The sequence below is a fragment of the Clostridium sp. 1001283B150210_160208_E6 genome (assembly GCF_015669365.1).
Lineage (GTDB): Bacteria > Bacillota > Clostridia > Clostridiales > Clostridiaceae > Clostridium > Clostridium paraputrificum.
Map to the genome: position 1 here is coordinate 141,755 of NZ_JADPAA010000005.1, position 24,012 is coordinate 165,766.

The window sequence follows — 24,012 nt, forward strand, 5'->3', positions numbered from 1 at the left end:
GACAGATGGTGGTCATAGTGGTAAGACAACAAAGTATTCAAATGGAGTAAATAATAGTATAGAGTATACTTTCTATGGTACAGGAATAAGAGTTTTAGGATTTACTAATTCTGAAAAAGGAATAGCAAATGTATACGTAGATGGTAAGTTATACTCCATAGATACTTATACAGAAGGTAGAATATATAAGAATAATATATTTGAATTAACAGGTTTATCTCAAGGGAAGCATAAGATAAAGATAGAGGTAACAGGAAAGAAAAACTCTAAGGCTGTAGGAAGCTATATAAATATAGATGCCTTTGAAATATTTGATTAATAAGAAAGGAGTATTCGATAAAACGAATACTCCTTTTATACTTAAAATAAATTTATTTATTATATGCTCTAAATAAAATATTACCTATTAATATAGCAATAATTGTTGGAATTAACCAAGCAAATCCTAAACTAGCTAATGGAATGAAACTTAAATCAAAAATTTTTATTTCAGCTAAAATACCAAAAACAAGGGAAGTATAAATTCCAAGCCTTATAGCTTTAATATTTGTAAGATATTTATTTAATAATGTAGTAACAATTAATGTTATTGCTACAGGATATAGTATGTTAAGAATAGGACCGGATATTTTTATAATATTATCAACACCTAATGCACCAATTACTATACTTATTATAGATATTATTACTGCATTAATTTTATATGGAAGTTTTCCTTTTGATACTTCTTCAAAGAAGCTTGATCCAGCTGTTAGTAAACCAATAGATGTTGTTAAACAAGCAAGACTCATAGCTATTGCAATTATTGTTCTTCCTATATTGCCCAATACTCCATGAGCTATAAAAAGTAGTAATGAAGTTTTTGAAATATCTGTAGATACAAGTGTAGTTGTTTGTGCACCAAGTATAGTTAGTCCACCATAAACAAATGCTAAACCTAAAGCTGCTATTATACTAGCTTTTAAGGCCATAGGTATCATTTGTTCTTTATTATACCCCTTTTGTTTTAAGCTATTAGTTATTACTGCTGCAAAAAGTAATGCTGCTAAAGCATCCATAGTTTGATATCCTTCAATTAGTGAAGTTGATAGAACAGATGTAGCACCAGTAGTGCTGATTTCACCAAGAGGAACTATGATACCTTTAATAATTACAAAAGAAAGTATTACTATTAATGTTGGAGTTAAATATTTACCAATTGTATCTATAACTGAAGATTTGTTTAAAACAAAAATCAGATTGAATGCAAAGTATATAATCATAAATAAAATTGGTGAGAATGATGGAAATAATGGTTGTATAGTTATTTCAAAAGTTGTTGCTGCAGTTCTAGGAATACCTAGCATAGGTCCTATTGCAATAAATAAAATTGAAGCAAAAATAATTGAAAATTTAGTTCCTATTTTAGATGCTATTGTTTCAAAGGTTCCATCTCCTTTTAAACAGGATAATATAGCTAGCAGTGGTAATCCTACCCCTGTTATTATAAATCCTAGCATTCCAATTATATATTCACTTCCTATAGCATGTCCTAAATATGGAGGAAAAATTAAATTTCCAGCACCAAAGAACATAGCGAATAGTGCAAAGCCTATAATCAATATATCTTTATTTTTATTATTCATCTTAAGTCCTCCTTCAACAATTGACTGTACTATTAACAATAGTACCATTTATTTTTATAGGTATCAACAAAAAGATACAATATAAGACAGAAAACTGAGAAATTAATATTAAAAGTAATATGTTTTTATTAAAATGTAAATATATATATAGTTATTTGTTTAATTATATTTTGTTAACATAATTATTTAAATATGATAGAATATAATTGTATATAGAAGAAGGAAGGGGAAGTATTATGAAAGTTAAAAAGGCAATAATACCAGCTGCGGGATTAGGAACAAGATTTTTACCAGCTACAAAAGCACAACCAAAGGAAATGTTACCAATAGTTGATAAACCAACAATACAATATATTATAGAAGAAGCTATTGCATCAGGCATAGAAGAGATACTTATAATTACAGGAAGAAATAAGAAGTGTATAGAAGATCATTTTGATAAGTCAGTAGAACTTGAAATGGAGTTAGAGAAGGCAGGAAAGTCAGAATTACTTGAATTAGTAAGAGATATATCAGATATGGTTGATATTCATTATATAAGACAGAAGGAGCCAAGAGGATTAGGCCATGCTATTCATTGTGCAAAGACATTTGTTGGTAATGAACCATTTGCAGTATTATTAGGGGATGATGTTGTTGATAGTGAAGTGCCATGCTTAAAGCAATTAATAGATTGTTACTCAGAATACAAAACTACTATATTAGGAGTTCAAACGGTACCAGAAAGTGAAACTAATAAATATGGTATTGTGGATGGTATTCATATAGAAGATAGAGTATATAAGGTTAAAGACTTAGTAGAGAAGCCAGCAGTAGATGAAGCACCAAGTAATGTAGCTATCTTAGGTAGGTATATAATTACTCCTCAAATATTTGAAATTCTTGAAAATACAGAGCCTGGAAAAGGTGGGGAAATCCAATTAACAGATGCCCTTAAGACTTTAATTAGCCAAGAAGCTATGTATGCGTATAACTTCGAAGGAAGAAGATATGATGTAGGAGATAAGCTTGGATTCTTACAAGCTACAATTGAATTTGCTCTTAAGAAAGAGGAATTAAGAGATAGATTTTTAGATTACTTAAAAAGTAGAGATTGGGAATAAAAAAGGAAGGTGAAAACCTTCCTTTATTTTTGTATAAATCCAACTTTCTTTTGCATTTTTCTTAAAGTTTTATTTGCAACATAAGATGCTTTTTGAGCACCAGTTTGATAAATTTCTTCAAGGTACTTTTTATTAGATAAAAGCTCTTTTACTTTTTCTTGGATTGGTGATAGCTCCTCTATAATAGCTTCAGCAACGTCTTTCTTTAAGTCAGCATATCCTTTTTCTTCATATGATTTAACTAAATCTTCAGGTGAGATACCTTTTATAGCTGATAATATATTTAATAGGTTTTTAACTCCTGGTTGTTCATCTGTATAGTTTATAATTCCTATACTATCAGTAACTGCTCTACTAATTTTCTTTCTTATTATGTCAGGAGAATCCATAATTAAAATAAATGAGTTTGGATTGTCTGATGACTTAGACATTTTTTTATTAGGTTCTTGTAAGTCCATAATTTTAGCTCCAGCTTTAGGGATATATCCTTCTGGTATTTTGAATGTAGGACTGTAAGTATTGTTAAATCTTTCAGCTAAGTCTCTAGTTAACTCTAAGTGTTGAGTTTGATCTTTACCTACAGGTACTAAATCAGTATTATATAGAAGAATATCAGCTGCCATTAGTGCTGGATAAGTAAATAACCCTGCACCAATAGATGAACCCATCTTTTGAGATTTGTCTTTATATTGAGTCATTCTGCTTAATTCACCCATGTAAGTGTTGCATGTTAATAACCAACAACATTCAGCATGTGCTGGAACATGTGATTGGATAAACAGTGTATTTTTTTCTGGATCTATTCCAGCAGCTATATATATTGATAAAAGTTCTAAAGTTCTTCTTCTTAAATCAGCAGGAGTTTGTCTAACCGTTATTGCGTGCATATCTACAACACAGAAATAACAATCATATTCGTCTTGTAGCTTAACCCAATTTTTTAATGCTCCAAGATAGTTGCCTAAAGTTAAGTCGCCAGATGGCTGAATGCCGCTAAAGATTATTTTTTTATTAAGGTTTTCTGACAATAGAAACACCCCTTTCTAAACATAAATGTAATAACTATATTATAGGATTTACCAATATAACTGTCAATTAATCGAATTTAGTACAAAATAAAAAGTCAACTTTAATAGTTGACTATTGATAGTGCTTTTTTTCTTTTCTTCTATTCTGGATGAGAGATAGTATAAAAACACCAAATGCAATTATGATTATTAGATTAATTGAAACTTCTCCATACTCTAGTATAAGAAATGATAGAGTTAGAAAAATTGCTAATCCTAGTAGCCATTTAGCTACCTTCATAAATATCCCTCCTTACATGTATTAATATTATTATGTACATAATCTTAAAAAAGATACATAAACATTGTATCGGTATATTTGCAAAAGACATTTGTTAAAAATATAATGCTTTATATAAATAAATTAAGGGGGTTAGATATATGTATAATATTAATAGTAGAACTAGGGATTTAATTCTTACAGCTTTAATGATTGCATTTGTATTTATAGCAACTATGATTATAAAGATACCTACTGTAGGTGGTTATGTGCATCTTGGTGATTGTATGGTATTTTTATCAGTTGTAGTACTTGGGAAAAAAAGAGGGGCTTTTTCAAGTGCTGTAGGTATGGCTTTAGTTGATATTACATCTGGATACTATGTATGGGCACCATTTACATTTGTTATTAAGTGGGGAATGGCGTATATAGCTGGAGCTATTCTTGAAAAGTTAGACAATGGGGAAGAGCATAAAGTAATAAAAAGGGATGAAGTTATTGCCTTTTCTATAGGTGGTATATTTATGGTAATAGCCTACTTTTTAGCAGGAGCTATTATAGCTGCTTTTTTAACAGGTAATGTAGGATTGATTCAGGGGTTAGTATTAGCAGCTAAAGATATAGGGACTAATATTGTTCAAGTTTCTGTTGGAATAGTATTAGCTATGCCTTTAAGTTTGGTATTAATACCTATAAAGAAAAGAATATTTAATTAGAATATGTAAGCTTGATCTAAGAGTAACTCATAGAACTTTTCAAAAGTTTTATAATTTTAGAGGTCCATAGTGATTATCCTCCGTGTATGTTTTGGTTTAGCGATTAAATCATAACGTAGAATAATGCATTATGGATTTTTTTATTAGTTCAATTTCATTTTACAGCTAGTCTAAAGAAAAGGTGTTTAAGTTATAAGAAATATCTGTAATTATTATTTATTGATTAAATAATAGTATTAAGGTAGAATTGAGGTAAAGATTTGCGTTTATGTTAAATTAAGAAAAATTATAACTATATATGTGTTTGAGGAGATTACAGTATATGAAAATAGCTTACCTAATGTTAGTACACAAGAATTTTAATCAAATAAAACTGCTTACAGACCAATTAGCGGATGAATTAACTCATGTATATATTCATGTTGATAAAAAAAATGAAGAGTTATTTAATGATTTAAAAAATGAATATGTAAATAGTGAAAATGTGAGCATTATAGATAAGAGAATAAAAGTAAACTGGTCAGGTTTTAGTCAGGTGCAAGCTACACTAAATTTAATGGAATCAGCATTAGAGAATAATAATTTTAAGTTTGAATATATAAGTTTAATTAGTGGGCAAGACTTTCCTATAAAGAGTAATGATTATATTAGAAAGTTTTTAAGTGATAATAATGGAAACGAATTTATTCAGTATAGAAATATAAATAATGATAAAAAATTCTTATTTAGATTGAAAATATATAACTTTTTTAGGGAAAATCCAAATGCAAGAAAGACTTATATTAAAATTGTTGATAATATATTGAGAAGATTACAGAAGTTAATTATAAAGAGGAAAAATTTAGAAGGATTCGACTTATATACTGGATCCCAATGGTTCACTTTATCAAGGGAATGTGTAGAATACATTTTTAAATATTTGGAAGAAAATAATAAGTATTTGTTAGATTTCAAATATACTTTTTGCCCAGATGAAGAGTTTTTTCAAATACTTATATTAAATTCTAAATTTAAGGAAAAGGTAATAAATGATAATTTGAGGTATATAGATTGGGATGGATGTTATAGTAGTCCTAAAACTTTAGGTGTAGATGATATAGAAAAAATGAAATCTAGCAATAAGCATTTAGCTAGAAAAATAGATATGGATTTTGATAGTAAAATAATTAGTGAGTTGCGTTCATATATAGAATCAAGTGAAATATAGGATATAAAGCCACAGTAGTATTACTGTGGCTTTTTTTTTATAAAAAAGCTCTAGTCAAAATGACTAGAGCGAAATAAACATATTAAATTATCTTCTAGAATTCATTTTTTGAGCTTTTCTTGCTCTTCTGCAATCAGGACATCTTACTGGATCATTTTCAAATCCTTTTTCTTTAAAGAATTCTTGTTCACCTACAGTAAATATGAATTCCTTTCCACAATCTTTACATATAATTTTCTTATCTTCCATTGATAAACCTCCTTAAAATTCATAGGGCTATTTGACTTGATAATAATACCTCTCTTGAATTTTAAAGGGAAGTCTTAGTATCATAGAGAAAAGTACCTACGTATTTTTATTATATTTATTATACCATAATTGGAATTAAATTCAATGAACTATTTGTATATTTTAACAGATTTTTTGTGTTTAAAGTAATGTGTAGTAAAGGCTATTACAGGGATTATGATAAATGGTATAATCAAAAATCCTTGTAATAATTTCAGTGAATAAAAAAGAAAGTACTGACTTTCTGTTAAGTACCATGAACATATGAAAACAAGAACACTGAATATACCTATAAATACTTTTTTGTTTTTTATTTTATCTTCATATAGTAATAGGATTCCATAAGAAGATAATAGGTATTTTATAAACCACATGCACACGCTTCTAAATATATAAAATATCTCACCAAATTCTAAAAAGTGTGCAATTTGTACCCTTTGAGCTTCAACATATTCTGGGTAGAATATATTTCCTGCTCTTGCAGGACCAAAGAAAGTAATTATAGAAATAAGTGAACTTATAACTAAAGAAACACAAATAACTAAAGAAAGGGAAACATCTGTTTTCAATCCTTTTTCCTTTGTTAAGAATTTTAAGAAAGGAAAAGAGATAGCTACTGAAGAAAGTGAACCAAGAACTAAAAATATGCATATCCAATTTCCTTTAGTCATACCTTCTCCTAATATTGGAAGTAAATAATTAAAATCTAAATATTTACCTACTAATGCTAATAAAGCGACATCCCCAACTAATGTAAGTGTTACAGTAATAATTACTAATATTAGAATTGTGTTCATTTGCTTTGTTAATATATATGCTGCAGGAATTATCAAAAATAATAAGCAATACCAATTAGGCGTAGAAAGAAAGAAATTAGTGTGTATAGAACTTGCCTCTACAGAAGCAGATTCAACAGCACATGAAAATAAACCTACTGCAAATATAAACATATATATTTGCCCCAACCAATTGGATGATGAAAAGAAAATATCTTTTATATTAAATGTTTGAGATTTAATACAAATATTTAAAAGATACATTGTAATAACTATAAAAATTATTGAAGCAAAAAAAGCAAGAATCCAAGTATCTCTTCCCCCTAAACGGACAAATATAGAGCTATAGCTTCTAAGGGCTATCATGCTACATCCTAATATAAAAAACATAAAATGTTTACTTGATAATTTATCCATAATTAATACTGCCTCCTTTTAATTCAACATTAGTATTAACAAAAAAGGGAATATTAAACCTTCATAGAGGAATAATATCTTTAGGTGATGCTTATGAAGAAAGATGTAGAATATGTAAAAAAGAGATTTGAGGGTGCATTTGACGTAAAATATAGAGAAATTATGACTTCATTAGGATTATGCACTTTGGTCTTTATAGATGACTTATGTAGCACTCAATTTATAAGTGAGTATATTGTTACGCCTTTAGGTAAGAAGGATTATAAATGTTGGAGTGTGGAAGATGTAATTCCTAATGTTTTAGGGATAAATATTGCAAACTACGCAAAGGATGTTGAAGATGCAATTCTTCATGTATTATCAGGAGATGTAGTTTTATTATTTAATGACCATGAAAAAATAATTTATTGCGAAGTTAAAGGTTTTGTAAGAAGAGGGGTAGGTATACCAGTTACAGAATCAGTAGTTAAAGGACCAAGAGAAGGGTTTACAGAGTTATTTGTAGATAATGTTTCTTTAATTAGAAGAAAGATAAAGAACTCTGATTTAAAGTTTGAACCTATATATGTAGGTAATAGGAGTCAAACTGTTGTCTGTATTTCCTATATAAAAGGAATTGCACCAGATTATTTAATTGACCATGTGAAAGAGATAGTAAATAAATTAGATTTAAAATTTATATTAGATACTAATTATATTGAAGATGCTCTTAGAAAGAAAAAAAGTGTATTTGACACAGTAGGATATACTGAGAAACCAGACGAAGTAGCAGCTAAAATGTTAGAAGGAAGAGTTGCCATATTAGTTGATGGTACTCCTTTTGTCATAACTGTACCATATTTCTTTTTAGAAAACTTTCAAGCACCAGACGATTACTACTTAAATAAGTATTTCGTGAATTTTACAAGAGTAATTAGGTGGATTGCATTCTTCTTAGCTACATTTATGCCGGGTTTGTATGTTGCAATTTTAACTCATCACTTTGCATTAATACCATCCTTATTTGTATTTAGGTTGGCTGTTTCAAGGGCAGGAGTCCCATTACCTACGATAGCAGAGGTATTGCTCATGATGTTGGCCTTCCAATTAATAAAGGAAGCAGGATTAAGGCTTCCTCAGCCAATTGGTGGAGCAATGAGTATAGTTGCAGGTTTAATATTAGGTGATGCTGTAGTTGGTGCAGGTATAGCTTCAAGAATAACAATAATTGTAGTAGCAATTAGTACATTAAGTTATTTCTTAACACCTAAGCTATATGGAGCTATGTCCATATGGTCTCTTATTATAACTGTAGTAAGTTCTATGTTTGGATTACCAGGATTCTTTATAGTAGCTTTAGTTTTAATTGCAAAATTAGCAGATTTAGATACTGGAGGATATTCTTATTTGTTCCCTCTTGGTAGCATAGAAACATATAAGTTTAAAGATATTATATTTAGAGGTGATTTAAGGCATATATCACAACATGTAGTAGAAAAGGGAGGGGAAGATAATAATGAAAAGAAAACTAGCTAGCATTTTATCTATTATTATCTTTTCAAATTTGTTTATAGGTTGTTTTAACTATAGGGAAATAAATAAAATTACATTTGCAACATCAATAATATTTGATAGAGATGAATATGATAATGTAATTTTATACATAGACTGTGTAAGACCATATAGAAATGCCAATGAAAGTTCAGATAAAGGTAGGAGAATCATTTTTAAGGGAACAGGTAAAACTTCATTAGAAGCTATTAGGGAAATGAATGTAAAGTCAAGTAACAGAATAAATTTTAGTCAAGTAAGAGCTTATATATTTACAGAACAAGCAGCAAGAAAGGGCGTAAAAAAGTATATAGACTTAATAAATAATGATCAAGAGTTTGGATTTAAACCATATATGTTTACATATTTTGGAGATGTAAATACATTGCTAGATGTTACTAGCAGTGATGAAGAGTATCTTGGATTATATTTAGATCAACTAGTAGAAAAAAATAGAAGTAATGCAAAAGTAATTAGTGCAAATGTTAATGATTATATAACAAAAAGTCTAGTAGCAAACAATATAAGTTATATGGGGGCTTTTATTATAAATGATGACGCTTTAGATAAGAAAATAGAGTTAAATGGTGGCGTTATAATGAAAGATAACCATATGATAGATAGATTAGAACAAAAGGATGTAGTAAGTTACAATCTTTTAACTAGGAGAGTAAATGATGGAACTTTAGAAATTCCTAATCCAGATGAAAAAGATAAGTTTGTTACATTAGATATATTAGAAGATAATCTTGAGACAAAGGTAAGAATAGATGGAGATAGAGTAATATTAGAAAAGAATATAAATTTAAAGGTATCTATAGGTGAAATACAAGGAAGTTTAATTGTTGATGAAGAAGCTTTAAATACTTTAAAAGTTAATGAAGAAGAAAAAATAAAAATATATTTAAATGATTTTTTTAAGAATTATAAGGAAAAAGGAATAGATATATTAGGAGTTAGGAGGTTAGTAGAGGAACATTATCCCCAAAATAGTGTTGAAGATATATTAGGCTCTACAGAATTAAATTTAAATATTAATCTAGTAATAGATGGAAGCAGTTTAGTTAGAGATAGTTTATAAAAATCATATAATTAAAAGAAATCTTAATAAAAAAATAGATATGATTGAAAATAAATGGTAAATAAAGTATTATATATGTATATGGAGTAATTGAGTTATATTATAGTTTCCATCCATATTAGGTGGGGTGTTAAAATGGGAGAATATAAAGAAAGATATGAGAAGCTAAAGAAGGAATATGAAACATATCAAAGTTTTGTAGAGCTGCAAATACAAAAACTATCTAATAGAAATATGAAATTAGAAAAGGATATGAATGCTTTAACCAATATTGTTGAAATAAGCAAATACATAAATTCATTTTTAAGTGATGAAAATTTAATTGCTATGATAAATGATATGGTACTTGGCTTATTGGGAGTTTCTAAATCGACAATTTTACTAGAGGAAAACGGTGAGTTAGTAGTAAAAGCTACTAATATAAAAGAAAAGGATATTTGCTGGAGTAGTGATGAATACAATTATATAAGAATAGGAAAGAGCTATCTTATAAATTCTAAAGAACCACTAAGAGTTTATAGTGAATATGATTTGGAAATACGATCAGCAATGGGAATGCCAATTAAAATTAGGGAAAAATTTATAGGTTTCATAGTTGTAGAACATAGCATTTTTAACTTCCTAGATTTAGAACATGAAAAGTTTTTAAGATCAATAGCAAATCAAATTGCTGTTGCAATAGAAAATTCTATGCTTTATAGGGAGTTACAACAGACTGCAAAAATGGATCCACTACTTGGGGTATATAACAGGAAATATTTCTTCCAAGTTGCAGAAAAGCGTAATAAAGAAAATCCAGGTAAAGAATATGCAATAGTAATGGTTGACTTAGATAACTTTAAAAAGTTTAATGATACATATGGTCATCAATTTGGAGATGAAATATTAATTAGAACAACTGAAGTAATAAAAAGTATGCTAGAACCTGATGATATAATGTCACGTTATGGTGGTGAAGAGATTATAATATATATTAATAACGTACAAAGTGTAATGGATGTTTATAATAGAATAGAAGCCATCAGAGAGTGTGTTGAGAATAATAAGGTTATAAAAGACAATATAGCAAGAAGTATTACAGCAAGTTTTGGTATAGGATATTATCCTAAGGATGGAAAAGATATAAGTGAAGTAATAAAGGTAGCAGATAAGTTTTTATATAGAAGTAAAGCAATGGGAAAGAATATGGTATTAATATCAGATTTTTTGAAGTAGAAAAAAGCACTCTTAATTTATAGGAGTGCTTTTATTGTTTATATATAAGTAAAATAGATTTTTAAATATGAATTTAAATGATAAATATTTTTAAAAAATGGGAATATATATTAGTAAGGGTAATAAAAGTTTCCTGATAGAAAGTGCAGGTATAATTTATGTTGATAAATATTATCCTGTTTAAGGTTAAATAGAATCGGTGAAAAGGTAGCCGTATATCAAGTAATTATTTAAAAATTAATAACTATATAGAGGTGGTTAGAAAGTAGGGATTAGGGTAGTATTTAATGTATTAGAAGAAAAGGATATCTTTTAATTTAAATTGTAAAAATATTCTGAATATTATATAATTAGTCTAACGATTTATATCGTAAAAAAAAATAAATAAGGAGTGGTCCTAATGATTCAAGTATTTTGTAACAAGAGAGGCTCAGGAAAAACTAAGAAGCTAATTGATTTAGCAAATGGTCAGCTATTAAGATCTAAGGGGGATTCAGTTTACATTGATGATGATTCCAGTTACATTAGGCAGGTGGACAGAAGGATTAGATTTATATCAACAGGGGAATTTGGCATAATGGATTGTGAAAGTTTCTATGGTTTGATTTGTGGGATTATTTCAGAAAACTATGATATAGAAAATATCTATATTGATGGGGTTTTAAACATTGTTTCATGTGGTATAAAGGATACAGCTTATTTATTTAAAAAAATATATGATTTATCAAATAAATACAATTTTAATGTGTATATGAATATTAATTATGCAGAGGAAGAGATACCGGAGTTTATTAAAGAATACGTCGCTTAAAATGAAAACAATTACGTTTTATATAGATTAGGTTTAAAAGAGAGGGGGGAAGCCCTCTCTTTTTCTTTCTTGATAAAAGAGGTTATTAAGGTTATACTAATAAATATATATTGAAAAATGGAATTGTATTAGGAGGTAAAAAAATGTCTAATGTATTAGATGAGTTATTGGATCGTGGATACATAAAGCAATTTACTCATGAAGCGGAAACAAGAGAGTTGCTAGAAAAGGAGAAAATAACTTTTTATATAGGATTTGATCCAACAGCTGATAGTTTACATGTTGGTCATTTTATAGCGTTAATGTTTATGGCTCACATGCAAAGAGCTGGACATAGACCAATTGCTTTACTTGGTGGTGGAACTGCTATGGTAGGAGATCCAAGTGGTAAAACTGATATGAGAAAGATGCTTACAAAGGAGCAAATACAACATAATGTTGATTCCATTAAGAAGCAAATGGAAAGATTCATAGACTTCTCAGATGATAAAGCTATACTAGTAAATAACGGAGAGTGGTTATTAAATCTTAACTATGTTGATTTCTTAAGAGATGTAGGTACTCACTTCTCTGTAAATAGAATGTTATCAGCAGAATGTTTTAAACAAAGATTAGAAAAAGGATTATCTTTCTTAGAATTTAACTATATGCTAATGCAAGGATATGATTTTTACGTATTAAATCAAAAATATGGATGTAAAATGGAATTAGGTGGAGACGATCAATGGTCTAATATGATTGCTGGTGTTGAGCTAGTTAGAAGAAAGGCACAAGGAGAAGCTTTTGCAATGACTTGTACTTTACTAACTAATAGCCAAGGTCAAAAAATGGGAAAAACAGTAGGGGGAGCTTTATGGTTAGATGCTGAAAAAACATCACCATTTGATTTCTATCAATACTGGAGAAATGTTGACGATGCAGATGTAGAAAAATGTTTAGCATTATTAACATTCGTACCAATGGATGAAGTAAGAAGACTTGGTTCACTTGAAGGTGCTCAAATAAATGAAGCTAAGAAGGTTCTTGCGTATGAAGTAACTAAGTTAGTTCATGGAGAAGAGGAAGCTAAAAAAGCTCAAGATGCAGCTAATGCTTTATTCTCTGGTGGAGCAGATATGAGTAATGTTCCAACAGTTACTGTATCAAGAGATGTACTAGGAACTTCACTTCTTGATGTTTTAGCTAACAATAAGATAGTTCCATCTAAGTCAGAAGGAAGAAGATTAATTCAACAAGGTGGATTATCAATTAATGGCGAAAAGGTTGTTGAGGTATCTAGAGCATTAACAGAAGAAGACTTTAAAGATGGTTCTGCTTTAATAAAAAGAGGTAAAAAGAATTATAATAAAATTGAATTAGCATAATTTATATTATATGAATTTTATAAAAATTATAAAGAAAAGGGCTGTTGCACTAAATAATTAGTGTAACAGCCCTTTTTTATTCTTTAGAAAATTATAAAATTTTAATTTCTATTTTACTTGTGAAGTTATATAGTTATTTACGTTTTCAATTACTTCACTTTCACCTACATAGACAATAATATCTCCATTTTTTATAGCAAGATAAGGTCCTGGTGACAGATATAATTTACCTTCTCTCTTAACTCCAATTATTGTAGCACCTGTATTATTCCAGAAATTAAGTTCACCCAAGGTTTTTCCAATAATTAAGCTGTTAGGTTCTACTAAGCTTTCATAAGGAACTATTAATCCTACATTTCTAAGTTGGGTAGCAAATTCAATAAGATCATTAATTTTATTTTCAAGTTTACTTTCAAGTTCCTTTTTTTCTTCAATTAATGAATATATATCATGCTTAATTGTAGCAAATTCATTTTTTGTTTTAAATTTTTCAATAAATGAACCAGCATTGGTTTTGCTTTTTATAGTTATACCACTTTTCTCTTCAACAACTACTACGTCCATATCTTGTAGTAAAGCGATAGATCGTCTTATAGTCTCAGGAGAAACATTATAAATGCCAACTAGAGTTGAACGACCAGATAGTTTTTTACCTTCAATAAAGTCACCATTTACTATTCTTGATGCTATGTCTAATGCAATCTTTAAATAGGCAGGTGAATTTGTTCGCCTTGACATGATGATACCTCCACATAACTTTTATATAATAAATTCTACCATATAAGAATTAGAAATAATAGTATGTTAAATATTTACTACTTAAGCACGATAAATATAATATCAAATAGAGAATGAGGGAATGAATTATGCCTGCAATTTGGAATGTAAATAATAGCTATAATGTAAATAATAAAAAATACTCAAGTAAGTTAACTTTTGAAGTAGGAGAAAAATTTAGTGGAAAAATTATTTCTAAGGGTGAAGGAAATGAAGCCACAGTAAAACTTGCTGATGGATGGCAATTTTCTGCAACTATAGATGGAAATATAGAAAGTGAAGAAAATGTTCCTTTGCAATTGCAAGTGGAGGGATATGAGGATGGAAAGTTAAAATTAAAAATAGTTAAGAAAGAAGTAGAGTCTAATAATCTTGCAAATGATAGCCTTTCAGAAGTTATAGATAAGGAAGGGTTAGGTAAGGATGATGTAGATATACTAAAAAAAATGGTGAAACATAATATACCATTGACTAGAGAAAATATAACTTTTGTTAAGAGTTTACTTCAATTTAATACAAAGATTAATATGGACAATAATGAGATTGATAGTTTTATATTAAAATATATTGATAGTAAAGGAATAAGTGGAGAAAGTGAACAAGGAAAACAAATAATAAATACTCTGAAAGAGTTTTTTGTTAATTTTAAGAATCTGAAGCCAGAAGAAATATTATTTTTCTTGGAGAATAACATTGAATTAACATCTGAAAATATAGAAAGCTTTAATAAACTATTTAGTTCTAATGGAAATACAGTAAAAGAATTTTTTGATAATATAAAAAATGATTTTGCTGGTATTGAAGTGGAAATGAAAGAATTAGAAGACAATATTTCAAATTCTAAAATTGGAGAAAAACATCTAGATAAATCTCTTAAGGCTTTAGGGGGAGAAATAAATAAAGATAAGTTAGGATATAATTCTTTAGTATCTAAGTTATATGATTCTAATGATATGTCAAAAGGAAAAGTAAGTATGTTGGCAGTTCTTAAGTCTATGACTGGTGGAGATGATAATTTATTAAGAGAGCCTATAAAAGATATTCTAATAGGAAAAAAAGAGCAGTTTACAACAAATGAATATAATACTGCTTTAGGTAAGATAAATAATTTATCAGATGAGGAATTTATAAATATAGTGAAAGATGTATTAGGAAAAAATGGAGAGCTAAAAGAGATTTCAAAGGATAATGTTAATATTGTTTTACGTAGTTTGTTTGGAAAAGATATAGAAGTGGGAGAAGAAGAATTAAGAGGGATACAAGATGTTATAGAATATAAATTTCAAGAACTTGAGTTAAATAATGAAGGGGTTAATGAAGATAAATTAATAGGTAATAATATTGTTAACAAGACAATAACTACCTTAGAACAAGAAGCTATTACAGGGGGAAACAAAAAAATATTATCTGCAAATGAGCTTATAAAAAATGATATTAACAAAAAGATAGATGGTATAAAGGACATAATAAAAGAACTTTTAGTAGCATCTAAGGGGGAAGGTGAAGGCGCAGAAAAAGTAATTCAATTACTTAAAAATAATATAAATGAATTTAAATTGTTTAATACTATTAGTAATGAGTATTATTATTTAGATGTTCCAATTAATAGAGAAATGACTGAATATCCTTGTAAGTTAATTATCAAGGATAATAGAAAAGATGGCAAAAAGATTGATAGAACGGATGTTAAAATAGTGGTAACAGTAAAAACTGTTAATTTAGGAGTAGTAGATGGATTCTTGTCTGTAAAAGATAAAGGATTAGATGTTGAGTTAAAATGTGATAAAAATTATACTAAGGTTTTAGAACTATCAAAAAGTAAATTATCAAATGATTTGCAGAAATTAGGATTTAATATTAATATTAAAGTATCTATGAGAGAAGAAGATATAACCTTAGCTAGTTGTAGAGAGTTCTTTAACGATAAAGCTATGAATGGAATAGATATTAAGGTTTAGAATCTTGATTGACCAGATAGGGTTAAGGATATAATATAAAAGAGAATCATTTTAGGGGGATAACATGAAGCAAAGAAGAAAGGCCGCAGCTTTAACTTATGAACAAGGCTTTGATGCACCAGTTGTTAGTGCAGCAGGGGTAGGAGTAATAGCGGATAAAATAATAGAGAAAGCAGAATCAAATGATGTTCCTATTGTTTATAATAAAGAACTTACAGATCTTTTATGCAATGTAGATGTAGGTGAATATATTCCACCAGAGTTATATGATGCTGTAGCCCATGTTATTGCTTATATTACTGATTTAGATAAACTAATAGAAAGGTGATTACTTAATGGCAATTTATGCTATATCAGATTTACATTTAGCTTTCAGTTCAGATAAACCTATGGATATATTTGGTGAGAAGTGGGTACAACATGATGAGAAAATAAAAAATAATTGGATAGAAAAAGTTACAGAGGATGATTTAATCCTAATTGCTGGAGATATATCTTGGGCTATGAATCCAAGTGAAAGTAAGGAAGATTTAGATTGGATTGATAAGTTACCTGGAAAAAAGATTATTTCCAAAGGGAACCATGATTATTGGTGGGGAAGTATAACAAAATTAAATAAATTATATGAGAACACCAAGTTTCTTCAAAATAACTTTTATGTATATGAAGATTATGCAATTTGCGGTACTAGAGGATGGGTATGTCCCGGTTCAGATAAATTTACATTAAAGGATAAAAAAATATATTTAAGAGAATTAATTAGATTAAGATTATCTTTAGATGCAGCTAAAGGCGCTGGGTATCAAAAATTTATAGTGATGTTACATTACCCTCCAACAAATGAGAAGTTTGAAGAGTCTGAAGTTCAAAAAATATTAAAAGAATATAATGTAGAGAAAGTAATTTATGGTCATTTGCATGGAGTAGCGCTATCACGTGTTTTAAATGGAAATATTGATGGAGTTGAATATATATTAACATCAGCAGATTTTATAAATTTTTCTCCTAAAAGGATATTATAAAAGAAGGTTTGAAATAAACCTTCTTTATTTATATATTTATATGTTTATATATTGTTATATTTATATGTTGTTATATTTATATGTTTATATATTTATTCAGCAACTTTTTTTGCTAATGAATTTAAAGTTGAATTGAATTCTTCTATGTTACTTGTTTGAAGATCCATTGTTGCAGCAATTTCTTCAGCTAAGGCAGTATGTTCTTGAGAAATAGAATTTGCTTTTTCTACTGCAGTTAATACTTCTTCCTTTTGAGCTGAAGCCATAGCAAGGTTTTCTATACAATCATTAATTTCATTAGTAGCATCATCTATAGAAGATTTTATACATTGGAAGCTATCTTTGGTTTCACTTAAAGTTTCTTGTTGGATATTTATAGCTTCATTTCCTCTATTCATTGCTGTAGAAGCATTAAGTATATCCTTCTTAATTTCTTCAAGGATTTTAGTTATGCTTTGTACTGCTTGTTTAGAATTATCTGCAAGCTTTCTAACTTCGCCTGCAACTACTGAGAAACCTTTACCAGCTTCCCCAGCTCTAGCAGCTTCTATAGCAGCATTTAGAGATAGTAAGTTAGTTTGTCCTGCTATTTGGCTAATAGAGTCAGTAATTGTATTAACAGATTCTAACTTAGATACTAATTCGTTTACTGTTGAGCTTGATACAGTAAATGCACTTTGTAAGTCATTTAAGGATGAATCTAATTTTTCAATAGAAGTTATACCTTTATTGGATAGTTCATCAGTATCGTATACTTTAATTTGAACGTTAGTAACATTGTAAGCTAACTTCTCCATGTTGTCGCTGAAGTCTCTAAGTATTGTTGCAGCAGTATCAATCTCTTGACTTTGAGAAACAGTAGCATTACTTAAAGTATTTACTGAATCAGTTACCTCATTTATTGATGAAGCAATATTATTGCTTGTATTTCTTAAAGAATTAATTTCTTGTTTTACTTGATCTGTTATTACGGATGTAGAATTTGATTCAGTAGCAGTATTTTCAACTGGTACATTAGAAGTAGGTATAGTTTTTTTATTTGTAAATAGTCCCATAGTAATCCTCCCTTTATATCCATGTAAAATGTATTATAACATAAAAAAGTCACAAAAATTGAAAATATTACAAAATTCTCAAGTTTAGTTGCCTTTTATTGAATCTTTACCTGTCCTTGCAAGTTCTTTAACGCGATAGGAAGCACCAATTGTAGTGATTACTTTTGAATACCATTGGAGAGCTATATCATTATTGTTTAATCTCCTGTTCAAGTCCCCAATTAAATAAGTTAGGGAATCACGATCAAGCCCATACATAGGAAAGTTTTCATTAATATAAGCATTTTCAAATGCAGTTAATGCTTGTGAAAGATACTTTAATTCTTCTAGATTATTATTTAATAATCTATACATCCAAGATATTTTTATTAATATCATCCCTATTGTGCTGTTTTGCTTTTCCATAGATAAAGCAGTAATAAGAGCTAGCTTGTACTTTTCGATAGCTAGTTCCTCAGTCATAACATCTGGATATATTCTAGGTTTCCATTTTGATGTTATATTTTTTAAAACTAAATCTTTTTGATAACTTTTTATTTTTGGAAAATCTACTTTCATTGCTGAATATCCACAAGAGTTACATATCCAAACATCATAAAAATAAGGGTTAATACTTTTATATCGTATAAAAAAGTCACTATCTTTAGATAATATTCTTGGAGATTTAGACTTTACACATTTGATTTCAAATTTACTTGAACAAACAGGGCAAGTTATTGTTTTATCAAAAGTATGCTCTAGTATATCTAGTTGTTTCATTTACACACCTCTACATATTTCTATAATATATACTAAATTATAACATATTAAAAAATCTATTAAAGATAAAAGATTATCTACAATATTATAAGTTTTTGATATAATGTATCTGAAGGAATATACGAGGGTGATTTTATGGCTATTAATGATTGGAAAAGTTTTCTCATGCCCTATGAGCAAGCAGTAGAGGAATTAAAGGTAAAGCTGAAGAGTATAAGAAAAGAATATAGAAGAAAAAATGAATATTCCCCTATAGAGTTTGTAACAGGCAGAGTGAAAGAGGTATCTAGTATTTTAGAAAAAGTAAATAAATTTGGAATTCCTATAGATAGAGTAGCATATGAGCTAGAAGATATAGCAGGAATAAGAATAATGTGTCAGTTTGTTGATGATATAGACACTGTTGTACAAATACTACGTGGCAGAAGAGACATGCAGATATTATATGAAAAAGATTATGTAATGAATGTTAAGCCTAGTGGCTATAGAAGCTATCATATGATAATTAAGTATCCAGTAAATATGGCAAGTGGACCGGTAGAGATTTTAGCGGAATTTCAGATAAGAACTCTATCTATGAACTTTTGGGCAACAATTGAACATTCTTTAAATTATAAGTATAAACAACAAATACCTAAGGAATTAAAAGATAAACTAAAGAGTGCTGCAGATGCTGCTTTTAGACTTGATGAAGAAATGCTTGAAATTAAAGATGAAATTAAGGATGCTCAGAAGTTGTTTGAGGTTAAGTCAGATATTATATCTAATATTATGAGTGGTATTCTTACATTAACATCTTTAGGCAGAGGAGTAGAAGCAAGTAGGCATGAAAAGGCTTTAAATAAATTGATTGAGGATGGAGAAGTGTGGGAATTAAATAATCTTCTTTATGCTATAAAGAAAGATATAGAAAAGTATAGAGACAGTTAGAAAAAGTTATTGCAAATTTGCAATAACTTTTTATTTGTTAATCTTATTACTTGATAATAATTATTAAATAATATAAAATTATAATATATTATATTTTGGGAGAAAAGCAATGGAAGATAAAGTTTTATTAAAACAAGTAAAAGAAAATCCAATGATTATAGAAAATTTAGAAAATCCAAGTTACGAGATTTTGAAGGTAGCAGTTAAGAAAAGTGGAATTGCTATTAAGTTTATAGATAATCCATCCTTTGAATTAAAAAAGGAAGCAATAAAAAGCAATCCTTTATCAATAGAATATATGGAGAATTTAGAAGAAGAACTTCAAATAATGGCTGTAAAACTTCTTTGGAATTCACTAAAATTAATAGAAAATCCATCATATAAAGTTCAGGAAGAGGCTGTAAAGACAAAGGGATGGGCAATTCAATACATACAAGATCCAAGTGAGGAACTATGTATTGTTGCAGTTGAAAAAGATTATGATTCTATTAAATATATAAAAAATCCATCTGAAGAGGTGCAGCTAAGAGCTATTGATAATTACTGGGGAGCTATACGATTTATAAATAATCCTTCATTAAGAGTAAATAGGGAAGCTATAATTAAAAGTGAAGAAGCAATTCACTTTATAAACAATTATGATTTAGATGATTTGAAGATTTTTATTGGAGATAACATAAATATAGTAAAGTACCTTTATGAATCAATAGAACCTGAACTAGTAGTTGAAGTATTGGTGGAAAAGTTAGAAAAAGATGATATAGATGAAGAGTATATGAAAGACTTCTTAGATTTAGAGGTACTTGAAATGGATAAAGGTAAATTAGTATGGGAATTTGGTAGTAAGAGAGCTAAAAAGCTAGTGGTAGATCACATACTTTCAAAATAATCAGGAGGAAGAAAAAATGAAGTTTACAGAAGTATTAGACACAATTAAATTAGTAATAGAATCTAGAGAAGTACCTCTTGTTATAGGTGAAAGTGGAATAGGAAAAACGGCCTTAGCTCATAGAGTTGCTAAAGAATACAATTATCATCTAGTAACTATTGATGCTAACCTTTTAAAAGAAGGAGAAATTGGAGGGCTTCCAACAGTAATAAATGGATTTACTGTATATGCTACTCATCATAAATTAGCTGAAATAAGTGAAGCAGTTAAAAAGGGGGAGGAAGTATTACTATTTATAGATGAATTAAATAGATGTGACCATGCAGTTCAGCAAGAACTTATGAATTTAATTCTTAATAGAGAAATTAATGGATATAAATTAGATAAAGGCGTAAATATAATTGCTGCCATGAATCCATCTAACAGATATGAAGGTTTTTATGAAAGTGAATATCAAGTTGTAGATATGGATCCAGCTCAAGAGGATAGATTTGTTTGGCTACAAATGGAATCAGATATTAAAGAGTGGATAAAGTGGGGGATGAATAATGGAAATATACATCCTGATATAATTGAGTTTATATCTACATTCCCAGAATATCTTCATACACCAAACTCAAGAGAAAGCTTAAAGGCTACTCCAAGAAGCTGGGAGAGAATATCAAAGGCTTATAAGTTATATAAAGCTAAAGGTTCTAGCTATTCAATAAATACATTATTAAACGTAGTTAGAGGAAATGTAGGTGAAAGTATATCTACTGATTTTGCTAATTATATTTCTAATATTAAAAATCCATTAATATCAATGGAAGATTTATTTGATCATGAAGTTTTACCAGTTGAATTAAGAGCTGATTTATTAAATGAGTCCCATTCAAGACTATATATTTTAGCTAAAAATTGCTTAAACTATTTAGGAGATAACATGAAAGATTCAAGTATAGAATTATTCTCTGATTTATTAATGATATATCCTAGAGATTTAAGATTAGGAATAATGAAAGAAATAAAGAAGGATTATCCTAAATATTTATATGAAGAATTATTAGATTGTGATGGATTTATAGATGCTTTCTTTAATATTTATCTATAGTCTGAATAGGTGATAATATGACATTTATAGAAGAAAGAGATGCCTTGTTTAGCAAGGCGTTAAAAATTGAAAAAAATGAAGATATACGAGATGACTTTAAAAGAGAGTTTTTTGACCTTGTTGGAAAAGTAATAATAGATATGCTTAGTAGTGAAGACAACTTTTTTGGTGGCTTTATGATAAAGATTGAAAGAGAAATAAGAGTTGATATTACATGGCCATTAGCAACAATACCCAAAATAAATGGGTTTACTATGTACTTTAACCCATTACTATTTCTACAATGTGATAAAAAAGAAATGGCAGCTTTATTTAAACATGAAATATATCACATGATGTATATGCATTATGAAAGAGTAAATGATCTTAAAAATAAATATAGCAATGAAGTAATATCAATGGCTATAGATATTTCTATAAATCAGTTTGTAAAGAACATGCCAATGGAAGCTTATAGGATAGATAGAGTAAATAGAGAATTTAATATTGAATTAAAAGAAAATAGAAGTATTGAGGAGTATTCAAAAGAAATTCAGAAGGGTATTGAAGAACGAATAGAAAAGTTATCAAAGGATAAAAATAGTGATAGTTTAGCAAGGGAAGTAGATATTGCTAAGGCTCATGAAATTTGGGATAACATAGATGTAAGTGATAATAACGTAAAAGAAAATGTAAAAAAGATAGCTTTAAGTCTTAAAAGTAGTGGGAAACCAGATGAAATATTAAAGCTAATAAGTAAATTTGAAGAGAAAGAAGAATTATCATGGCAGAATATACTTAAGAGAATGATTCCTACTGTTAAATCGGGTTATAGAAAAACAATAACTAGAAGAGATAGAAGACAGCCCGATAGAATGGATTTAAGGGGAAAGCTTGCAAATCATATTCCTGAATTAATTATAGCTATAGATATTAGTGCTAGTATGACTGATGAAGATATAAGAAAGATAATGGTAGAAATATTAGCTATAGTAAGAAATAGAGAAGCTAAAATTACTGTAGTAGAATGTGATAATGAGATTAGAAGAATATATTCTTTAAGGTCTCCTAAGGATATAAAGCCAAGGTCAGAAAAGAATGGTTCAACTGAATTTTCTCCAGTTTTTCAATATATTAGAGAAAAGAATTTAGGGGATAGCATTGTCATATACTTTACTGATGGAGTTGGTGAAAAGGAATTAAAGGTTAGGCCATTAAATAAAAAAATTATTTGGGTGTTAACTGGAAATGAAGAATTTTCACTAAAGAATCCAGTAGGTGAAATACAAAGAATAAATAAAAAAAGCAAGGTAAATGAAGACAAAGTTTTTGCTTTAGATTTAGTAAGAGAAGTAGTAAGAGATATGAATAGAGAAACAACTTAGAAAGTAACTATGGTTAAAAGGGGAGATTTATGATAAAATTAAATAAAATAGGGGGGATATAATATGTTTAAGAGGGTCAGAAGACCAGGTGACTATATGTTATTTGTAGTTGTTATTTTATTGATAAGTTTTTTGGTAAACGTTTATATTTCTATAAATAATTATAAATTTAAATATAGGATTGGTAGAGAATCATATACAAATATAGAGAAGATTAAATCTACAAATAAAACTAATAATGAAATATTAAATAATGCTATAAAGGTTGGTTGCCTAGATAACATGGAATTGTTAAAATTATATAAAAACTATGGTGAGTTATCTGATAGTATGGTTAGCCTTTGGGATGAGTATTCTTTTTATGAAGAGAACATATCCATATTAGATTTTGGTAAGAAAAAGATAGATAAAAATAATGTAGTGTTTAATGATATATATGGAACTATAGAAGAATACTTTAGAAGTTTAATGGACGAAGAGATGAAAACTCAATCATATAAAGTTGAATTAACAGGAAAAACATTAGAAAACTTTAATTCTATCCTGATAATTTCTAACAATATAGATAGCTATTATAATGAATTTTATGATAAAAACTTATCTTCAGTAGATATAGAAGATAGGGAAAAAGCTATTATAAAAAAATATTACTGGATAGAGATATTAGAAGACATAAATGAAATTAATCAAAAGTACATAAATAGTGATTTTACATTTTAGAGAGCTTTAAGGCTCTCTTTTTTAT

Annotated in this window: 24 protein-coding genes and 1 pseudogene; 17 read left to right on the forward strand and 8 right to left on the reverse strand. The window is 28.3% G+C overall.

Annotation, left to right across the window (positions count from 1 at the left end; all coding sequences use genetic code 11):
* Nucleotides 1–319: pseudogene (locus I4V16_RS07680) on the forward strand (cellulosome anchor protein); the annotation flags it as partial.
* Between the two features lie 52 nt (nt 320–371).
* On the opposite strand, the gene brnQ reads toward I4V16_RS07680, so the two are convergent.
* Nucleotides 372–1,625 carry a branched-chain amino acid transport system II carrier protein gene (brnQ, locus tag I4V16_RS07685; RefSeq protein WP_049179467.1) on the reverse strand — a complete coding sequence of 418 codons (1,254 nt, stop codon included), beginning with the start codon at nt 1,623–1,625 and terminating at the stop codon, nt 372–374.
* A gap of 236 nt (nt 1,626–1,861) precedes the next feature.
* Here brnQ and galU point away from each other — a divergent pair, with 236 nt between their 5' ends.
* On the forward strand, nt 1,862–2,728 hold the full coding sequence (gene galU, locus I4V16_RS07690) for a UTP--glucose-1-phosphate uridylyltransferase GalU (protein WP_049179468.1): 867 nt from the start codon (nt 1,862–1,864) through the stop codon (nt 2,726–2,728).
* 23 nt (nt 2,729–2,751) lie between these two features.
* Here the strand turns inward: galU and trpS are convergent, their stop codons facing one another.
* Together trpS and I4V16_RS07700 are read right to left on the reverse strand one after the other, a co-directional pair.
* Nucleotides 2,752–3,756, reverse strand: coding sequence for a tryptophan--tRNA ligase (trpS, locus tag I4V16_RS07695; RefSeq protein WP_049179469.1), 1,005 nt, complete (start codon nt 3,754–3,756; stop codon nt 2,752–2,754).
* 112 nt (nt 3,757–3,868) lie between these two features.
* Nucleotides 3,869–4,036: a hypothetical protein gene (locus I4V16_RS07700; protein ID WP_153246649.1), complete on the reverse strand. Its 168-nt coding sequence runs from the start codon at nt 4,034–4,036 to the stop codon at nt 3,869–3,871.
* A gap of 140 nt (nt 4,037–4,176) precedes the next feature.
* On the opposite strand from I4V16_RS07700, the gene I4V16_RS07705 reads away from it, so the two are divergent.
* Both I4V16_RS07705 and I4V16_RS07710 read left to right on the forward strand, forming a co-directional pair.
* A complete protein-coding gene (locus I4V16_RS07705; RefSeq protein ID WP_049179470.1) occupies nt 4,177–4,731 on the forward strand; it encodes an ECF transporter S component in 555 nt (184 codons plus the stop codon).
* 322 nt (nt 4,732–5,053) lie between these two features.
* The gene (locus tag I4V16_RS07710) at nt 5,054–5,938 is read left to right on the forward strand and encodes a beta-1,6-N-acetylglucosaminyltransferase (RefSeq protein ID WP_195966622.1); all 885 of its coding nucleotides are present in this window, start codon (nt 5,054–5,056) and stop codon (nt 5,936–5,938) included.
* Nucleotides 5,939–6,025: 87 nt separating this feature from the next.
* On the opposite strand, the gene I4V16_RS07715 is transcribed toward I4V16_RS07710, so the two are convergent.
* Together I4V16_RS07715 and I4V16_RS07720 are read right to left on the reverse strand one after the other, a co-directional pair.
* Nucleotides 6,026–6,187 (reverse strand): zinc-ribbon domain-containing protein, encoded by a 162-nt coding sequence (locus I4V16_RS07715; protein ID WP_099328065.1) that lies wholly within the window; start codon nt 6,185–6,187, stop codon nt 6,026–6,028.
* 149 nt (nt 6,188–6,336) lie between these two features.
* On the reverse strand, nt 6,337–7,419 hold the full coding sequence (locus I4V16_RS07720; RefSeq protein ID WP_099328066.1) for a GerAB/ArcD/ProY family transporter: 1,083 nt from the start codon (nt 7,417–7,419) through the stop codon (nt 6,337–6,339).
* 93 nt (nt 7,420–7,512) lie between these two features.
* Here I4V16_RS07720 and I4V16_RS07725 point away from each other — a divergent pair, with 93 nt between their 5' ends.
* The 5 genes from I4V16_RS07725 to tyrS all read left to right on the forward strand — a co-directional run bounded on the left by I4V16_RS07725 (nt 7,513) and on the right by tyrS (nt 13,420).
* On the forward strand, nt 7,513–8,934 hold the full coding sequence (locus I4V16_RS07725) for a spore germination protein (RefSeq protein ID WP_099328067.1): 1,422 nt from the start codon (nt 7,513–7,515) through the stop codon (nt 8,932–8,934).
* Nucleotides 8,915–10,030: a Ger(x)C family spore germination protein gene (locus I4V16_RS07730; RefSeq protein ID WP_195966623.1), complete on the forward strand. Its 1,116-nt coding sequence runs from the start codon at nt 8,915–8,917 to the stop codon at nt 10,028–10,030. Before I4V16_RS07725 ends, I4V16_RS07730 begins: the two co-directional genes overlap by 20 nt.
* A 135-nt stretch (nt 10,031–10,165) precedes the next feature.
* Nucleotides 10,166–11,245: a sensor domain-containing diguanylate cyclase gene (locus I4V16_RS07735; RefSeq protein WP_195541844.1), complete on the forward strand. Its 1,080-nt coding sequence runs from the start codon at nt 10,166–10,168 to the stop codon at nt 11,243–11,245.
* A 400-nt stretch (nt 11,246–11,645) separates the two neighbouring features.
* Nucleotides 11,646–12,056 (forward strand): hypothetical protein, encoded by a 411-nt coding sequence (locus tag I4V16_RS07740; protein WP_027097149.1) that lies wholly within the window; start codon nt 11,646–11,648, stop codon nt 12,054–12,056.
* Nucleotides 12,057–12,199: 143 nt separating this feature from the next.
* The gene (tyrS, locus tag I4V16_RS07745; RefSeq protein ID WP_049179477.1) at nt 12,200–13,420 is read left to right on the forward strand and encodes a tyrosine--tRNA ligase; all 1,221 of its coding nucleotides are present in this window, start codon (nt 12,200–12,202) and stop codon (nt 13,418–13,420) included.
* 108 nt (nt 13,421–13,528) lie between these two features.
* Here tyrS and I4V16_RS07750 read toward each other — a convergent pair whose 3' ends face one another.
* Nucleotides 13,529–14,158 (reverse strand): TrkA C-terminal domain-containing protein, encoded by a 630-nt coding sequence (locus I4V16_RS07750; protein ID WP_099329259.1) that lies wholly within the window; start codon nt 14,156–14,158, stop codon nt 13,529–13,531.
* Nucleotides 14,159–14,286: 128 nt separating this feature from the next.
* Here I4V16_RS07750 and I4V16_RS07755 point away from each other — a divergent pair, with 128 nt between their 5' ends.
* The 3 genes from I4V16_RS07755 (at nt 14,287) to I4V16_RS07765 (ending at nt 17,177) form a co-directional block, all read left to right on the forward strand.
* Nucleotides 14,287–16,155, forward strand: a complete 1,869-nt coding sequence (locus I4V16_RS07755; RefSeq protein ID WP_195966624.1) for a flagellar hook-length control protein FliK — start codon at nt 14,287–14,289, stop codon at nt 16,153–16,155.
* Between the two features lie 64 nt (nt 16,156–16,219).
* Nucleotides 16,220–16,483, forward strand: coding sequence for an EscU/YscU/HrcU family type III secretion system export apparatus switch protein (locus I4V16_RS07760; RefSeq protein WP_049179480.1), 264 nt, complete (start codon nt 16,220–16,222; stop codon nt 16,481–16,483).
* 7 nt (nt 16,484–16,490) lie between these two features.
* On the forward strand, nt 16,491–17,177 hold the full coding sequence (locus I4V16_RS07765; protein WP_049179481.1) for a metallophosphoesterase: 687 nt from the start codon (nt 16,491–16,493) through the stop codon (nt 17,175–17,177).
* A 92-nt stretch (nt 17,178–17,269) separates the two neighbouring features.
* Here the strand turns inward: I4V16_RS07765 and I4V16_RS07770 are convergent, their stop codons facing one another.
* Nucleotides 17,270–18,232, reverse strand: a complete 963-nt coding sequence (locus I4V16_RS07770; RefSeq protein ID WP_049179482.1) for a methyl-accepting chemotaxis protein — start codon at nt 18,230–18,232, stop codon at nt 17,270–17,272.
* An 84-nt stretch (nt 18,233–18,316) separates the two neighbouring features.
* Entirely contained in the window at nt 18,317–18,991 is a 675-nt protein-coding gene (locus I4V16_RS07775) for a DUF2225 domain-containing protein (protein ID WP_049179483.1), read from the reverse strand.
* A 135-nt stretch (nt 18,992–19,126) separates the two neighbouring features.
* On the opposite strand from I4V16_RS07775, the gene I4V16_RS07780 reads away from it, so the two are divergent.
* The 5 genes from I4V16_RS07780 to I4V16_RS07800 all read left to right on the forward strand — a co-directional run bounded on the left by I4V16_RS07780 (nt 19,127) and on the right by I4V16_RS07800 (nt 23,987).
* A complete protein-coding gene (locus I4V16_RS07780; protein ID WP_049179484.1) occupies nt 19,127–19,921 on the forward strand; it encodes a GTP pyrophosphokinase family protein in 795 nt (264 codons plus the stop codon).
* 109 nt (nt 19,922–20,030) lie between these two features.
* Nucleotides 20,031–20,810, forward strand: a complete 780-nt coding sequence (locus tag I4V16_RS07785; protein WP_049179485.1) for a hypothetical protein — start codon at nt 20,031–20,033, stop codon at nt 20,808–20,810.
* 16 nt (nt 20,811–20,826) lie between these two features.
* Nucleotides 20,827–21,903 (forward strand): AAA family ATPase, encoded by a 1,077-nt coding sequence (locus I4V16_RS07790; RefSeq protein ID WP_049179486.1) that lies wholly within the window; start codon nt 20,827–20,829, stop codon nt 21,901–21,903.
* 17 nt (nt 21,904–21,920) lie between these two features.
* Nucleotides 21,921–23,267, forward strand: coding sequence for a VWA-like domain-containing protein (locus I4V16_RS07795; protein WP_049179487.1), 1,347 nt, complete (start codon nt 21,921–21,923; stop codon nt 23,265–23,267).
* Nucleotides 23,268–23,330: 63 nt separating this feature from the next.
* Entirely contained in the window at nt 23,331–23,987 is a 657-nt protein-coding gene (locus I4V16_RS07800) for a hypothetical protein (protein WP_049179488.1), read from the forward strand.
* The last annotated feature ends 25 nt before the right edge of the window (nt 23,988–24,012 follow it).